This is a genomic window from Lactiplantibacillus pingfangensis (genome assembly GCF_005404945.1).
Taxonomy (GTDB): Bacteria; Bacillota; Bacilli; order Lactobacillales; family Lactobacillaceae; genus Lactiplantibacillus; species Lactiplantibacillus pingfangensis.
Genome location: NZ_BJDG01000027.1, coordinates 17,290 through 33,888, shown reverse-complemented (window position 1 = coordinate 33,888; position 16,599 = coordinate 17,290). Strand labels below are relative to the sequence as shown.

The window sequence follows — 16,599 nt, the reverse complement described above, 5'->3', positions numbered from 1 at the left end:
CATTACAGGAGGTCACTAATATGTCCAAAAACGAATCAGCCTGGAAAACCATGCTTAACTATTATAAAGAAGAACATCAAGCCATTCACGCGCCGATGGTCTACGGCGACCTCTGGGTACAAACTAAATCACGACAACGGTTTGTCTTCGGTTTAACTGCTGACGCGCAAGCGGCCCTTGGTGACGTGCTTACGATCACCACACCCGCTAATAATGTCCACATCAATGCCGGCGAAACGTTAATCACGATTACCGGGACGCAGGAGACAAAACAACTCGCGAGCCCATTCAGCGTCACCGTTCAAAAAATCAACACGGACCTGGCCGACCAACCGGCACTAATTGGTCAGCAAGCCGAAAAAGATAATTGGCTCGCTAAAGTAAAAGCTGATTAACCCAGTTTTATTGATTACTAAAAGTAAGCTCGGTTTAATGATTAGAACATTGCCAACCGCACTCGCAATGAACTGGCCTAGGTATTTTAATTGAATTGAACACAAACAACTAACCTCGAGTCAGGGAAAACTAATCCCGGTAACTCGGGGTTAGTTTTGTTCATCACCGCTACAAATCCCCCGATCAGTCCCGACACAATCACATTGGTAGCGCTTCCTAAACCTATTTTGAATTGGTTTATTCGTTTGAAAATATTACAAAAGATTACAAAAAGCCGCTTATGTTACAAACTGACAGTCATTTCGTAAAGCAACTGCTATTCGTTTGTTACAATCAACGGCTATACTATTGCTTAGTTAAGGTGCTTGGAATGAGATATGGGACCAAGCCATTCGGACAAAAAATAGGGAGTGTACATTACTTATGAAAATGAAGAACGTTTTATTATCTACTGCAGCAGCCGCTTCTAGTCTTTTTGCAATTGGTGCAACTGCACATGCAGCCACTGTTACGGTTAAAGCTGGGGACACGGTTTCAGCGATTGCCCAACAAAACAACACAACTATTTCAGCCATTGAAAAGGCTAACCAATTAAACAATGTTAACTTGATCTTTGTTGGTCAACAACTTGAAGTCAATGGCAATGCTAGTTCAGCAACAACCACGACTCAAGCAACCAGCACGACGACAACGCAATCAAGCCAAACTACCCAAAGTGCACCAGTTGCTCAGGCACAAACTTCAACGACCACTTCTAACTATAGTAACAACAGTTCAGATAGTGACGCTAAAGCTTGGATTGCCAACAAAGAATCTGGTGGCTCATACTCAGCAACCAACGGCCAATATGTTGGTAAATATCAATTAAGTGCTTCATATCTTGGCGGCGACTACTCAGCAGCTAACCAAGAACGCGTGGCTGACAACTATGTCGCTTCACGTTATGGTTCATGGTCAAATGCTAAAGCACATTGGTTGGCTAACAACTGGTACTAAACTAAAACACAACTTATTTTCAAGCAACTTGCTAAATTGGCAGGTTGCTTTTTTTCGCCAAAGTTCAGGGACTATAACTAAAAGTTAATGGCTTTAACGAATTTTAGTTAGTCAGTTAATCCTTAATTAAACTAAAATTCAGGTTATTTCGATAATTGTTTAATCACTTGCTTTCGCTGCTTAGCTAGCTAATTTTACTCAAATTCACGGTTTTATCACAGTTTTACCCCAAAATAAGCACCAAATATTACAAATCATTACAAAAATCGACTTATATTACAATATTGGGGTAAAAACGTAACCTCCTGTTTATTGTGTTGCAACACTCGCTCGGTATACTAGTCATTGTTAATTAGTTACGGCGGCATTAGTTGCCGCTAACTACAGAATCGAAAAAACTTTAGATAATTAAACAGAACACCCAATTATAGGAGAGTGCATACACACTATGAAAATCAAAAATCTTGTCTTATCATCTGCTGCAGCCTTAGCTTTATTCGCTGTTACAACAACTGCTGCTGACGCCGCTACTGTTACCGTTAAAGCTGGCGACACCGTTGCTGAAATTGCTAACACTTATAACACAACTGTTAACGCCATTCGCGATGCGAACAACTTATCAAACGTTAACTTGATTTTCGTTGGTGACTAACTTGAAGTCGGCGGCAACACTGCCGTTGCATCAACACCCGTTGTAAGCTCACCAGTTGCAACCACAACTACTACTAACACAACAGTTGCCGCAGCACCTAAAGCAACTGTTACTAGCTCAAGCAACAGCTCATCATACGTTGCACCAAAGCAAACAACGACTGAATCGGCTAACACTAACTCAGTTGCCGCAGCACCTAAAGCAACTGTTGCTAGCTCAAACAACAGCTCATCATACGTTGCACCAAAGCAAACGACGACTACTGCCGCTGCTAAACCAGCAACTACTGTAACTTACACTAGCAATAACAGTTCAAGCGAAAATGACGCCAAAGCCTGGATTGCCGGTCGTGAATCTGGTGGTTCATACACTGTTACCAACGGTCAATATGTTGGTAAATATCAATTAAGCTCATCATACTTGAACGGTGATTACTCAGCTGCTAACCAAGAAAAAGTTGCTGATAGCTATGTTTCAGCTCGTTATGGTTCATGGGCCGCAGCCAAAGCACATTCACAAGCTACTGGCTGGTACTAAACTAAATCAGTTATTCCTTAAAAGCATCGCTTAGGCGGTGCTTTTTTATTTTGTCGCTACGGCTAGTGACTAAATGGGGAAATAAATCGGTCATGGCGCTAAAACTAGCGCAATCATCGCAATCAATAACAAAACGCCTAGAATTTTCAGTTTGTTAAACTGACGCCTCAATTCTGGCAGTGTCGTCGCGCTTAACTGCAATGTAAATGACACCGGATCATGCTTTTGCCAGTATGTCACCGCAGCCGTTAATAGTCGTTGATACTGCCGCAACCAACCAGCATAGCCAATAAAGAAAATCAGCTACCCAATGAGATAACCAAAAAAAGCGTGCGTCACCCACGTCGCCACAATCGTACCACCCAATCCCACCACAGTTAGGCCCATACAACAAAACATGAGTTGCCGTGTCCAAGTCGCGTGATGTTTACTTGGTTCAAATAAGAAATAGCGGCGTACACGATGTGCTTTTAAAGCTGAGTGATCTGTCGATTGAAGTTGTAACCATGATAAATGACGTAAGCTAATCATTCGAATTTCGATAACGAGCCACAACAATAGGCCCCACATAATCACGCTTAAAATTAATTGCATTTGTTAATCCTTTCTGGCTCATCACCCTAGTCAAACCTTATCTTGACTGATTAAAACAGTTTAATAATAATTGATTATTAGTATATCACTGTATGACGGATTTTTTTTGGGCCACAGCAAAAAAACATCGCTACCTTTTTTAACGTTCAGTAGCGATGCTTTTAACCCGTATTGTCACTAACAACAGCATTCCTAATATTATCTAGTGACTGAAATCAACCAACCAATCATCCCAAGCAAGCCAAAAACTAACCACCAATAACGACTTAAGAATTCCCAGCCGTTCATCGCTCGAGTCCTTGACGCTGGCGATTGGGTTGTGGCAGTTTCAGCACCTTGCTCCCCTAAGACTAACTCGTCTAAACTAACTTCGAAAAGGGCAGCTAGCTTCACCAAGGTTTCCAAATCTGGTGTGTTTTCACCTTGTTCCCATTTCGAAATTGCCTGTCGTGAAACATACAATTGTTCTGCCAACTGCGCCTGTGATAGTTGTCGGTCACGTCGTAGTCTGACCAACACCGTTTTAAATTGAATTGCCATGCGGACTCACTCCCTTATTTTTCAAAAGCATATCATCTTCACGATGCGGACACCAGTAAAACACAAGTGCATCCCGCAACTACCACGAGCAATCTTGGTTGCGACTTGCCCTCATCACGATTACAAAAGAGTGAGACAAGCGGCGGGTTGTTACTGAGCATCGCCTAGGAAGCCGAGTGATTGGGGACTTTCCAATCGTTCGGTTTCCGTAGCTCTGTTGCATCCATGCCTCTTGTTCCACGTTTCGGCTATAACTATTCGGAGTTACAAAAAGAGTCTGGAATTTTAGTCCCAGACTCTTGCATTAATCATCTAAATTTTAGTACCAGTTATTAGCTAACCAATGAGCCTTTGCAGCGCTCCATGAACCATAACGGGAAGCGACATAATTGTCAGCAACCTTTTCTTGGTTTGCAGCTGAGTAATCACCATTTAAATATGATGAACTCAATTGATATTTACCAATATATTGACCATTCGTGGCAGTGTATGAGCCACCTGATTCTTGATTAGCAATCCAAGCTTTAGCAGCACTATCACTATCATTAGTTGTCGTTGACGTGGTTGTTTCAGTGCTAGTCGTGGTCGTATTTTGACTAGTTGTTGAAGCAGTGTTTTCGCTAGTCGTATTGTTAGTTGTTGCCGTCGTGCTAGCTGCAGCTGTGTTAGTTGCAGTGGTTGCAGTCGTCGAACCATTCACTTCAAGTTGATCACCAACAAAGATCAAGTTAACGTTCTTCAAGTTGTTAGCTTTTTCGATGGCGTTAATCGTTGTTTGATGTTCGCTAGCGATTTTGGCAACCGTGTCACCGGCCTTGACCGTAACAGTATCGGCATTAGCAGTCGTGGTAGCGATGGTGAACAAACCTAAAGCGGCAACAGTTGATAAAACAATATTTTTTACTTTCATTAAAATAAAACACTCCTATTAGTTTGGCTTGGTTTCTATCGGTTAAATATCTATGATTCCCTTGATCAGTCATAACTAATCAACAAAATCTAGTATACCGGGTGGATATTGCACTGGTATCAATGGGACGTTACATTTTATCGGGTTCGTTGTAATAAACGGCTGATTTCGTAATACTTTGTAATATTATTTGGTTGTCTCAGCCAACCTTTTCCAGATTTATGTATAAGAAAGCGCTCACTGACGCCATTTTGGGCAGTGAGCGCTAACTTAAAATTTAAGCTTCTAAGGTGAATTCGTGTTTGGCAAGTCGATAGGCATAATCACAAGTTGCCGCGACATCGGGTTCATGGGTCACGATAATCACACATTTATGTTGCTCATGAGCAATTTTTTGAAATTGATCAATCACATCTTTCGTGTTCTCTTCATCCAAGTTCCCAGTGGGTTCATCCGCCACCACGAGCTTCGCATCGCAAACCATAGTTCGGGCAATGGCGACTCGTTGTTGCTGCCCACCAGATAATCGCTGGACATTTTTTGTCATCTGTTCATCGGTAATCCCAAGTTTGCGTAACATCTCCATCGCGAAGGCCTTATCACCACGATGACTCGAATTTGTCACCGCCATTGCCGTCAACAAATTATTCAGTGGCGACATGTAGGTAAATAGATTATACGCTTGGAACACAATGGCGACGTGCGACCGCCGATAAGCGGTCAATCCCAATTGATTAATCGGTTCACCGTTCAGTTCAATTTGACCTGCCCGTGGCTTGTCTAACCCGGCCAGTAAAGACAGAAAAGTCGTTTTACCAGAGCCACTCTGGCCAACAATCGCATAAGAATGACCTGATTTGAACTCGAGGTTCACATGCTCAAACAGACTATTCTCTTGGCGATCATACCAATAACCAATATCATTTGCTTTTAACATGACAAACTTCCTCCTATTCAATCAAGACTTTCTTCGGTTGTAATCGTAAAATACCGCCCGACGCTAACATAATGGACAAGAACATGATTGCCAACCCGAAACCACCGAGTTCAACCAAATCCATCACCGTTACATTAATCGCCAATTCGGCTTGCTTTTGTGTCGACGTTGAACTGCTACCCAGTGCGCCGCCAGCTTGCATATTACCAGAAGGTTTCGTGCCAGAAGTACTCCCACCAGGCGCGCCACCGCCACCAGGGCCTTGCTGGGTGCTGGTTGAACCAGTTGTCGCAGTGGTCGTTTGTTGTGATACTAGCTGCTTGCCTAATTGATTCCCAACAAATTTGCCACCGGCACCCGCGATTGCAATCGAAACGACTAAGACCATCACCATTTCAACAAAGAATTGGGCAACAATCTTCCAACGGGCCTCACCAAGTGATAAGAGGACGCCAATTTCGTATCGCCGTTCACGAATCATCAAGATCACAATCAGTGCCAGGATAATCGTCCCAGCAATAGCGACCAACCAAACGATTTTATCCGCAAAGGACTTAACGTTATCCATTGAAGCTTTCACCGTTTGATAGCTACTATCATCTGTCGTCAATGAATACTTCGATGTGTTGATCAAAGCGTTACCGGCTTTTTTAACCGCACTAACTTTGGCTGGATCAGAAACATTAAAAGTGACGGAATCAGCGGTATTCTTATACTTCGACCCTTTGACCGTATTGGCAAAAGTATAAGACGTATAAACACTATTCGACGGATCAGTTGCGCCAGGACCTTGCTGGGTGCTGGTGCTTGAAGAAGCCTTATAGATCCCAACGACCTTCAAAGTATAAGTCGTCTTCGTCCCAGTCGTCGCCTTCAACTTAATCGAATCGCCAACCTTTAAGCTATCTTCCTTGGCTAACTCACTTTCGATGACGACATTATTGCTGCCCTCATCGGCAGTCGTAATCCCTCGGCCACTCGTAATTTTGCTAGTGTTATTTTCAAAATCAGCCGTTGCACTCGTTGAAGTGACACCAGAGATAGCAATGTCACCAGAACTCGTCGTGCTACCACCCATTCCTTTCATCCCACCAGCACTACTACCGGAAGTCGAAATCGCGCTAAAACCTGTCGCATTGGCCGAAGTCGAAACGGTCGCCGTATAACTAGCGATATTATTGAGTTTCGCTATTTTCTTAGCATCACTCAATTTAACCGGCGACGTCGTCAACTTAGGACGACTAGTCTTACTCGTTGACGTGCTACTACGCATTTTCTTGAACGCCGCTTCTCGATTCGCGGCTAAAGTGACGGTAGCACCAACACTTTGCTTCGCGTTACTTGTCGCGGTATCCGCAGCGTTCCGAATCAACAGACCAGCTAAAACAAATAACATAATCGCTGATGTGACCAGAATCAATAAGATTGAACGACCTTTCTTCGCCGTTAAATTAAGCCATGCACGTTTGAAGAAATTCATGCCTTGCCCTCCTCAAAATTAGTTTAAAAATTGCTCTGTCCTGAACATTCCTCAATTTACAGGGCAAAAAGGACTAAACTATGAACTTCTTGGGGTCTTTCGGTGGCTAGTTACCGAATATTTTTGATAAGGATTTACTAATGCGGTGATGCGGTGGGTCGTGGGTAAAAAAACCAGCGAGATTGCCTCGCTGGTTTTCATGTTGCTTATTTTTCAGGACTAGGATTAAGACCTGACACCAAATTTTCAGGCGCCCAATCACAGTCAGCCAAGTGGTCATTAATTAGACCGGCACCTTGCAAATAAGAATAGACCGTCGTCGGGCCGACAAACTTAAAGCCGCGTTTTTTCAATTCTTTGGAGACCCGCTTGGCTAAGTCATTCGTACCTGGCATTTCAGCCGAAGCTTGCCAAGCCTGACGAATTGGCTGACCATCGACAAACGACCAGAGCCACTCTGCGTATGTTGATCCCGCTGGCCAAGCTTGGATGACCTTAGCGTTATTAATCGTTGCGGCCAACTTCTGCCGGTGACGAATAATCCGCGCATCCGTTAGCAAACGGTCAATATCAGCATCAGTCATTGCAGCGACACGGGAAATATCATAATTGTAAAAGTCTTCTTTAAAAGCGGCCCGTTTATTTAAAACGGTTTGCCAGCTTAACCCAGCCTGATAAGTTTCTAAGCATAACAATTCAAATAACTTTTGTTGGTCATGCTGCGGCCGTCCCCATTCATTATCATGATACTGCTGCATTAATGGCGTTGAATTCGCCCAATCACATCGCGTCATCCAGTCCACCCTCCATTTTTCTCATTCATTTGCTATTAGCATAACATAAAAAGTCGTTCACGAACACATGTTCTTTTACAATTAAAAAAACGACGTCGGTTAACTCAGTCCATTGACCAAGCTAACAGACGCCATTTCAATTCATGCTTCATTTTAAGGGATTATTTGTGTGACCGTTTCGTTGGTTCATCCGTAGTTGAGTCGTTTTCCATGCTATCCGTCAAAGGATAAGTCAAACGAATCAAGGCTGGAATAACCGTTGGAATGGCGAATACCAGGATAATCAATCCGATAATCACGACCATCGCCACTTGAATCAAGGTCAAGACACCAGATGGCATCAAGGCCGCGAACGTCCCACTTAAGATCAAAGCTGCGGATAAGACAACCGCACCGATAACCGAAGCCGCTCGGACAATCCGAGTACTTGGCGTTGCCGCCGTATTATCAAACTCACGGTACTTCATCATCAAGAAGATACTATAATCAACCCCGAGGGCAATTAACATGATGAAGCCGAAGAATGGTGTGTTCCAAGTCAACATATCTTGACCCATCAACCAGCTACTCAACATCCGCGTAATACTCAAGGACATAATGTAAGCCAATAACAACGTCCCTAAGATGTAGAACGGTTGTAAAACAGAGCGAGTGATGACCATCAAGGCTAATAAGATCCCGACCAACATGATTGCCGCCGTTCGAATGAAGTCACTCGACGCAATTGATTGGGTATCGTTAGTTTCAGATGTTTGACCACCAATCGCGATCGTTGAACCATCTAATGATGTCCCTTTCAACGTGTTTTGTGCTTGCGTTTGAATGGCTGCAATCTTGTTCATCGCAGCCTTTGAGCTAGGATTATCTTTCAAGACAATCGTTAACTTCGTGGCATGATAGTTGCTGGACATGTAGCTGTTCAAAGCAGTCTGATAAGTTTTACCTTTCAACGTGCTCTTTGGCACGTAGTAAGTATCCGCCGCATCTGACTTCTTCAAACCAGTAAGGTAACTATTCGCTGAACCGACACCCTTGTTGATGGTCTTAGTCCCATTGCTAGCAGTTGCCAAACCTTTTTGTAATGTCGCCATTTGTTTAACCAAACTTTGTAACGTCGTGTACATCGTTTGGTTCCCAGCAGCAACTTGTGACGCCCCTGAAGTTAAGGCTGCTGAACTTGCAGCTAACTTGTTGGTCCCAGCATCCAAGGCGCTGATGGCACTGACTAAGGTTGGCACTTGGCCTTGCAAGGTGGTTAAGCCAGATGAAACTTGGCTAGAACCAGAAGCCAACTGACTCACGCCACTAGCCAATGCAGGCACTTGTGCATTCAATTGACTATTGCCAGAAGCAAGCTGAGCGGCACCGTTATTTAACGAAGCGGAATTAGCCGCCAACTGATTAGTTCCAGCTGTCAATGCGCCGATGGCATTAGTCAACGTCGGAATTGATGCACTCAACGTACTTACACCATTATTAATCTTATTAGCACCTGTAGCAGCCTGTGAAACGTAGCCAGTATAGCCATTAATACTTGATGCAAGCGTCGCAGCACCAGTTTGCAATTTGCTTAAATTAGTAGTCAAACTGTTCATGCTAGGGACAAAGCCTGGGTTTGCAGCCGTTCCATCACCATTAAGTGCATTTTGCACCTGAGTAATTGACCCTTCCAATTTGGTAATTACGCCTGCAATTTCCTGCAAATTAACGCCCTTTGATTTATCAGCAAGAACAGTTAACTTATCCATACTGTCACTCAAGTCCTGCAACTTGCTAGCAGCAGTAGTGATGCTATTCAACTGCGTTTGTAAATCTGATAGTGCGGTTAACCCAGCATTTGCATCGGTGGCACTTCCTGCTTTAGTTGTCGCAGTATTTGAACCGCTATTAGCACTATTTTGTGCATTCACTTGTGAAGTCACTGCCGAACTAATTGCAGCTTTCTGATCAGACGTTGCTGAAGAACCTGCCGCTGCAACTGCTGCTGATGCAACCGTGTTTGCATCAACACTAGCGTTGGTTGCACTGTTTTTTGCATTGTCTGCACTAGATGCACTCTCAAGCGCACTCTGGATTGTTCCCATATCTGACTTGATTGGCGTTTTAGTCGTTGTAAGAACACTCTTAAAATTATTGACATCATCCTTTGCAGAACCCATTGATGCAGGCAATTGTTGTAGCTCAGCCATACTTGAATTGAGCTCATTAAGTCCTGCAGTCAACTGTGCCAACTCTGCTTTAGATTGCGTCGTGTTTCCCGCATTAACTTCTGACTGCATGGCCGTTAATTGTTTTGCAATCTCTGACGAGCCACTTTGAAGTTGACCAATACTGCTAATCAATTCATTCTGTTTGTCAGCAACTGTCCCATTCTGACTTGCTATACTATCTAAACTTGAAGAGAGGTTAGAAGTTCCATCAAACAGTTCGCCAACTTTAGAACTTAACGTGCCAGTTTGACCATTAAGCTCATTCAGGCCACTATTTACCGTATAAACACCATTAGTATAAGTCACGACACCTTGCGCCAGCGTATTAGAGCCACTTGCCAATTGGCTTGTAGCACTTGATAATGCGCCGGTCTTACTATTTAGCGTATTCAACCCAGTCGTAACTTGCTGTGAGCCACTCGCTAGTTTATTAACCCCACTAGCCAACGTCCCAGTACTGCCATTCAAGGTATTCAGACCGTTATTCACGGTGTAAACGCCGTTAGTGTACGTGACTAACCCGGTTGACAGGCTCTTGGCCCCATCCGCTAATTCTTTAGCGCTGCTAACACCGGATGACATGTTTGAACTCTTCAATTGACTATTGGCGCTATCTAAGCCGCTACTAATCTTCGTCAAACCTTTGCTGGCTGAGTTCATCCCAGTTGTGACTGTGCCTAATTGTTTCTTAACGTACAAGTCACTAATTTCTGAGCCGCCTGGTTGGCTTACTGAAGCAACCGTTTTGACACCCTTAACCTTCTTCAATTGCCGGGTTAAGTTGTCAATTGCCTTAATATCCTTCTCATTGTTTAGCGCATGATCGGATTTGATATAAAGCGTTGATGGTTCCGCCGTCCCTTTCGAGAAATGCGATTGAACTACTTTGAAGCCTTGTTTAGCCGGAATCGAATCATTCAATTCTGCCAACGTGTCATAATTTAATTGATTACTATAGGTAAAGACAAATGGTGCGGCTACCCCTAAGACAACCACAATGGCAATCAAAGGATAGCGCACAGAAGTGGCGGAAATCCCGTGCCACATCTTACTTGTACTGCCACCTGAGAACTTTTTAGATGGCCAGAACAATCTTGGTCCAAGTAGTGCCATGAAAAATGGATTCAATGTCAACAGCACTAACAAGAGAATTGCGACCGCAATGGCAACCCCCACGGCGGAACGGTAAATCGAGAAGTTGGCTAATCCTAGGGCACTAAACCCAATTAATAGTGATGACCCACTATATAGAATCGTCCGGCCAGCGATCTTCAACGCCCGCCCAGTCGCGGCAACTGGACTATCGCCGTGACTGAGTTCTTCTTTGAATTGATCGAACATTAAGATGTTGTAATCAGTCCCAATCCCGAAGAGGACCACGACCATAAAGACTTGCGTAAAGTTAGACAGTGGAAAATTGAACTTCTCCACTAAATTCATCACAATACTCAACGAAATAATAAATGATAAGCCAACTGACAATAATGACACAATTGGCGTAATCGGTGACCGGAAGACTAACGTCAAGACAATGAAAATAAAGATAACTGTAATAATTTCAGTCTTCTGTAAGCCAGATTCCGTTTCTTGGGTGAAATCATCATTTAAAATGTCGCTCCCAGTGACGTACGTTTTAACGCCAGCGGTTTTAGCACCATCAGTGATGGTTTTGGTCATATTGGTGACAGTCTGATTTTCACCGACCATCAATTGTAATAATTGTGTCGATTTATCTTTAGAAATCAATTGTTTCTTAGCCGCGGCATTATCGCTCGCCGCCGTCATTGACTTCACATGATATTTTGACTTTTGAACTTTGAAGCGTTGAATCGTCCCATCGATTTCTTGCTTCTGGTTATCCGTTAACGGCTTATCACCATTACTGAACACCACTACGACTTGGCGCGTATTATTCTGATTACGCCCCCAATGGTTTTGAATCACGGACGCGACTTGACTCTTCGCGCTGCTTGGCAACTGTGTCTGGCCCTTATCACGGACTAAACTGCTGACGTTTGGTAAGAAGATGATGGCCGCCACCATCACGACTAACCAAACGACTGCTTGAATGGTAAATTGTCTACGGCTCCCTTTCAATGTTATATCCCTTCCCTAATTCAGATTCTAAAACGACATCGTGACATTTAATCAACAATGTGTTTAAATAATAACAACATGTTAGTTGAAAATAACAAAAAATTCAAGCAACAATTTTCATAATTTCGTCATTAAATAAACAACAGTGGCGAAATTGTTTACTTAATGAGGGGAAATAATTATGGTAGGAACTAAAAATAATCGGCGCGCCCAAATGACCGAGCGTCTCATTCAAAATAGTTTGATTGAACTGTTAAAAAGCCAACCAATTAATGAGATTACCGTGACTGCCGTCTGTAAATTAGCAGACATCAACCGGGGGACCTTTTACGCGCACTATGAAGATGTCAAAGATTGCATGCATACGATGGAACAAGATGCGACCAAAGAATTATTGGCGGTCATTAATGAACATACTGATCCCAATTCATTACGGGCCATTTTGACTGGTATTTTTGAAATCGTTAAGAAACGCCATGCGGTTACATCGTTCATTCTCACAACCGATCAGGACTTTTTAATGAGCTTCATTGCCATCACTAAGCGAGAAATTCTTGAAGATGACCGCGTCAAAATTGCCAATATCAATCCTCGAGAAGGCCAATATATGTTCGAATACTACCTAAATGGCATCGTTGGCGTTGTTCGTTACTGGCTTAAAACTGGTCTGGAAGAAACCCCAGAACAACTTGCAAATTTCATTAATGACTGGTGGTATCGTGGCAAACCCTTTAAAGATATCCCTGATATGCCAAAGAAATCTTAACGATTGTTAGCCAATCACAACCTTTCTTAAGCCACCTAAAGCAATAAATAACAAAATCATCACGAAATGATGATCAAAGCTTTCACACTTTATCAGTATGATAATTCTTGTATTATCGATAAGGTCATACTGAAAGTGAAGTGCTTTATATGTTACTGGATAATAACCCACGCATTAAAAATATCATGGCGGCCAAAATAGTGAAAGTATTCTATCCTCAAATCATTGTGAAAACTGAATCGGGACAATATTTACCAGTTAATGTCAGCAACGCTGAATTAGCTGATTCACTCTTTTGGGAAACGGTCCAAGACATTTGGCGGGCACAGCTCTGGGTGCCAATCGGCCGTCGTTTCCATCAACTGTTAGCCGACGATTGGCTGTTACCACAACACGATGCGCTATTGGCTAATTAAGCCGAAGTTTACTGAAACAGCCGCTGCATTTAATCTAACAAACAAAAATTAGTCTTAACTTGACCTGAGTCAAGTCAAAAAAAGTCCTGTGAAACCGATACTGGTTTCACAGGACTTTTCAAATCTCATGTTTCGGTGGTTGTTGATCGTACATCCGTTCCTTAATATCATCCATTTCTTGATCCAATTGTGTGATCAAGTGGGCTTTTTCTGTTAGAGAATGGCGTAGTGCCGCCTGATTTGGCACATTCTTTTTATAATTTAGTTCATGTTCCAATGACGCCCAAAAATTCATGGCAATCGTTCGAATTTGTAATTCGACTTCAATCATATTTGGGCCATCCACGGTATAGATTGGGACGCCTAAAATCAAATGCAAGCTTTGATAGCCGTTCGCTTTAGGATGATGAATATAATCCTTTACTTTCAACACTTTTAAATCCGCTTGCGTTGCTAACAAGTCTTCGACCGTTTTGATATCACTCAAAAAACGGACGATCAACCGAATGCCTGCAATGTCGTGTAAATTTGTAAAAACTGCCTCTAAAGTCAGTGGCAGTTCTTTACGCCGCATTTTACCAACAATGCTTTCAGGCGACTTAATTCGGGACTGTTTACTATCAATCAGGGCATAACCGTAGCGTAATTCATATTCCCGACTAATATAATCCAACTTATCTAACACAAGCTTCATTGCGACCTCATAGCGTAATGAATACGCTCTCAATTGGTCGACCGCCTGTAATAGCTCCGGTTGGGCTGGTAATAGTAAATCTGGTTCATCTGATTGCGGTTCTGTTTTACTCAATGACATATCGCTCCAATGACTTTCACTTCCAGGCTAATACCTGTATTACTGAGTGGTGACAATCCATTCACGGACAATCTGATCATAATCAATTTGGTATTGCTTCTCGCCGGCTTGATAACCGAGGCGACCATCAACGTCTTTAAAATCACTAGGAATTAAACCGTGACCTTCAAGCACCTTTAAACGCCCCACAACCATCCGATCTTCTAAAAAATGCTCAAATCGTTGCCAGAAACGTTGAAAGCTTGCGAAGTCTGCGACGTCAAAGACTTCATTACGCAAAACTTCGGCATCAAATTCAAGCCGCACATTCGAATTTTTTGGTGTCACTTGCGTTTCCTCCAATTGCTTTTGATACATTCATCATAAGCATAATTAGGTTGTGGCGCAATCATTAACATGTGAATCACGTTGGGTTTAAGCGTAAATTAAAGAAGTTCAAGCGGTTAGTCTCGAACTTCTGCGTTTGCTTAATTAATTTTGCGTTTTGGATTCAAAATACCCATTGGATCAAATAGCGCTTTGATTTGATGTTGCAATAAATCGACATCTTCACCTAACTCCGCGTTGTTCCATTGATTCTTCAACATACCGACCGCATGCTCGCCAGAAATTGTCCCACCAAGTGCCAACGTCTTATGGAACATCTCTTGCAGCGCCACAATAATATTATCCGGAACTTTGGTCGCGTCTTTTGGCCAAACTAACGTCGGATGAACATTACCGTCACCGGCATGCCCCGCGGTATAAATTTTAACGTCTAACCGCTTCGCTAAGTCTGAAATGTAATCCATCAACGGTGCTAGTTGTGACAACGGCACTGCCATGTCTTCCATGATATGGTTCTGACCGGCAAAGACCGCTGGCAACATATCACGCCGTAATTTTTCCAAGTCAGCCTGTTCTTCTGGCTTAGTCGTGATGGTGACATTGCTGGCATCGTTTTCGGCTAATAACTTGCGAACGAGTTCCATGCTGGCCGCGCCACCATTATCGAGCTTAAAGATCAGCATCGCCGCACTGTTTGAGGCGTAGTGCGTCTTTTCATAGCGGTCCAAAGCCGCAACTGTTTGACCATCGAGCGCTTCCAACATTGTCGGATAGACACCCGAAATGCGAATCGCTGCCACGGCCTTAGCTAACGCGGTCATATTATTGAAGAAGGCCACGCCCATGACTGGCGTACCGAGCGGAATTGGCATTAATTTAACGATGACTTCCGTGACAATCCCTAAAGTACCTTCAGAACCAACCATCAATTGTGTCAAATCATAACCGAATGCTTGCTTCAATGTCCGGCCACCGAGCTTAATCTCGCGACCATCGGCTAACACAACCTTCATTCCAAGCACGTTATCTTTAGTTGCACCGTACTTTACCGTACTCATCCCGCCGGCGTTCGTCATGACGTTGCCGCCAATCCCAGAAATCGGCTTCGAGCCAGGATCTGGCGCATAAAACATGCCTTGCTCGCGCGCAGCCTTGTCCAAATCACCGTTGATGACACCGGGTTCTACAACAGCCAATGAATCAGCCTTACTGATCTCCAGAATATGATTCATCTTGGCCGTAGATAAAATCAAGCCGCCAGTAATCCCATCCGAACCAATCACGGTACTCGTCGCTTGCGACTGTGGAATGACTGGCAAGTGATACTTGCGTGCAATCTTCAAAGTGCCTTGAATATCGGCCACCGAATGGGCTTCAATATATGCCAAGGCCAACCCACTGTCATCATCCGTGAGTCGTTTGCTAAAAGAAAATTTATTTAGCGTGTCACTATCGGTGAAGACGTGCTCAACTGGCACTTGTGCGGTTAAATCGGCTAAAATATCTGCGTCCGAAAACGCTTTAAACGTTGTCAAATTAACATCCCCAATTCATAAAATTATTTTCCATGATTAGTATAAGCCAACTTTTTACAATTGACTGATTATTTGTCCCTATCTGAAGGTTGAAAGGACAAAAGGACTCATAAACACTGTCATATAGGCAACAGGCACTTCCAAATCAGTGATGATCCCGCTCCGGCAGGCAGAAATCGCTGTGCTATGGTGGGACAGTCCCAGCCATAGTGCGGTCTGCGACTTCGATTTAAAGCCGATAACCCACGTCTTTAAATCTCCCTGTAAGATTAGGCGGCCAAGACCAGCCGACCAATCTTACCGACACAGCACAACGATTCTGCCTGGCTCCGCTAAACCTAACCTAAAAACAGTTAAATTAGCTGGAAGTCGCCGCTGATAACATCGGTCGTGAAAGTGGCGTTGGGTCGGCATGTTGCTTGCCGGCGTTACGCCACGGACGGTCTGGGACACTTGCGAGTTGTGCAAGGGTTTCAGGCGAGGGTCAAGACGTTCCTCAGGCTTGATCCGGTCCCACGGCCGCATGTTATCAGTGGTGACTGGAAGCGGTCATGTCAACTAATCTTCATGCCCTATTATTCATTGACATGGCAGTAGT

General features: G+C 43.5%; 15 protein-coding genes and 1 pseudogene. 5 read left to right on the top strand and 11 right to left on the bottom strand.

Annotated elements, in window-relative coordinates; translation table 11 throughout:
* Positions 1-20 precede the first annotated feature (20 nt).
* The 3 genes and pseudogenes from FFM74_RS11660 to apf (FFM74_RS11650) all read left to right on the top strand — a co-directional run bounded on the left by FFM74_RS11660 (position 21) and on the right by apf (FFM74_RS11650) (position 2,581).
* Positions 21-395: a glycine cleavage system H family protein gene (locus tag FFM74_RS11660; RefSeq protein WP_137626804.1), complete on the top strand. Its 375-nt coding sequence runs from the start codon at positions 21-23 to the stop codon at positions 393-395.
* A 424-nt stretch (positions 396-819) separates the two neighbouring features.
* Positions 820-1,392 carry an aggregation-promoting factor gene (gene apf / locus FFM74_RS11655; protein ID WP_137626803.1) on the top strand — a complete coding sequence of 191 codons (573 nt, stop codon included), beginning with the start codon at positions 820-822 and terminating at the stop codon, positions 1,390-1,392.
* 448 nt (positions 1,393-1,840) lie between these two features.
* Positions 1,841-2,581: pseudogene (apf, locus tag FFM74_RS11650) on the top strand (aggregation-promoting factor).
* Between the two features lie 90 nt (positions 2,582-2,671).
* Here apf (FFM74_RS11650) and FFM74_RS11645 read toward each other — a convergent pair.
* The 8 genes from FFM74_RS11645 to FFM74_RS11610 all read right to left on the bottom strand — a co-directional run bounded on the left by FFM74_RS11645 (position 2,672) and on the right by FFM74_RS11610 (position 12,143).
* Complete coding sequence (locus FFM74_RS11645) at positions 2,672-2,854, bottom strand: hypothetical protein (RefSeq protein ID WP_137626802.1); 183 nt, start codon at positions 2,852-2,854, stop codon at positions 2,672-2,674.
* Between the two features lie 30 nt (positions 2,855-2,884).
* Entirely contained in the window at positions 2,885-3,175 is a 291-nt protein-coding gene (locus FFM74_RS11640) for a hypothetical protein (protein WP_137626801.1), read from the bottom strand.
* Positions 3,176-3,373: 198 nt separating this feature from the next.
* A complete protein-coding gene (locus FFM74_RS11635) occupies positions 3,374-3,715 on the bottom strand; it encodes a helix-turn-helix transcriptional regulator (protein ID WP_137626800.1) in 342 nt (113 codons plus the stop codon).
* Between the two features lie 319 nt (positions 3,716-4,034).
* On the bottom strand, positions 4,035-4,625 hold the full coding sequence (apf, locus tag FFM74_RS11630) for an aggregation-promoting factor (RefSeq protein ID WP_137626799.1): 591 nt from the start codon (positions 4,623-4,625) through the stop codon (positions 4,035-4,037).
* 277 nt (positions 4,626-4,902) lie between these two features.
* Positions 4,903-5,562, bottom strand: a complete 660-nt coding sequence (locus FFM74_RS11625; RefSeq protein ID WP_137626798.1) for an ABC transporter ATP-binding protein — start codon at positions 5,560-5,562, stop codon at positions 4,903-4,905.
* Positions 5,563-5,575: 13 nt separating this feature from the next.
* The gene (locus FFM74_RS11620) at positions 5,576-7,042 is read right to left on the bottom strand and encodes an ABC transporter permease (protein WP_137626797.1); all 1,467 of its coding nucleotides are present in this window, start codon (positions 7,040-7,042) and stop codon (positions 5,576-5,578) included.
* A gap of 206 nt (positions 7,043-7,248) precedes the next feature.
* Entirely contained in the window at positions 7,249-7,836 is a 588-nt protein-coding gene (locus FFM74_RS11615; protein ID WP_137626796.1) for a DNA-3-methyladenine glycosylase I, read from the bottom strand.
* A 161-nt stretch (positions 7,837-7,997) separates the two neighbouring features.
* The gene (locus FFM74_RS11610) at positions 7,998-12,143 is read right to left on the bottom strand and encodes an MMPL family transporter (RefSeq protein WP_137626795.1); all 4,146 of its coding nucleotides are present in this window, start codon (positions 12,141-12,143) and stop codon (positions 7,998-8,000) included.
* A 181-nt stretch (positions 12,144-12,324) separates the two neighbouring features.
* Between FFM74_RS11610 and FFM74_RS11605 the strand changes: the two genes are divergently transcribed.
* Positions 12,325-12,909, top strand: a complete 585-nt coding sequence (locus FFM74_RS11605) for a TetR/AcrR family transcriptional regulator (RefSeq protein ID WP_137626794.1) — start codon at positions 12,325-12,327, stop codon at positions 12,907-12,909.
* A gap of 149 nt (positions 12,910-13,058) precedes the next feature.
* Positions 13,059-13,325 carry a hypothetical protein gene (locus tag FFM74_RS11600; protein WP_137626793.1) on the top strand — a complete coding sequence of 89 codons (267 nt, stop codon included), beginning with the start codon at positions 13,059-13,061 and terminating at the stop codon, positions 13,323-13,325.
* Positions 13,326-13,443: 118 nt separating this feature from the next.
* Here the strand turns inward: FFM74_RS11600 and FFM74_RS11595 are convergent, their stop codons facing one another.
* The 3 genes from FFM74_RS11595 to FFM74_RS11585 all read right to left on the bottom strand — a co-directional run bounded on the left by FFM74_RS11595 (position 13,444) and on the right by FFM74_RS11585 (position 16,001).
* A complete protein-coding gene (locus FFM74_RS11595) occupies positions 13,444-14,133 on the bottom strand; it encodes a GTP pyrophosphokinase (protein ID WP_223877229.1) in 690 nt (229 codons plus the stop codon).
* A gap of 45 nt (positions 14,134-14,178) precedes the next feature.
* On the bottom strand, positions 14,179-14,466 hold the full coding sequence (locus tag FFM74_RS11590; protein ID WP_137626791.1) for a hypothetical protein: 288 nt from the start codon (positions 14,464-14,466) through the stop codon (positions 14,179-14,181).
* A gap of 140 nt (positions 14,467-14,606) precedes the next feature.
* Entirely contained in the window at positions 14,607-16,001 is a 1,395-nt protein-coding gene (locus FFM74_RS11585; RefSeq protein WP_137626790.1) for an FAD-binding oxidoreductase, read from the bottom strand.
* Positions 16,002-16,599 lie beyond the last annotated feature (598 nt).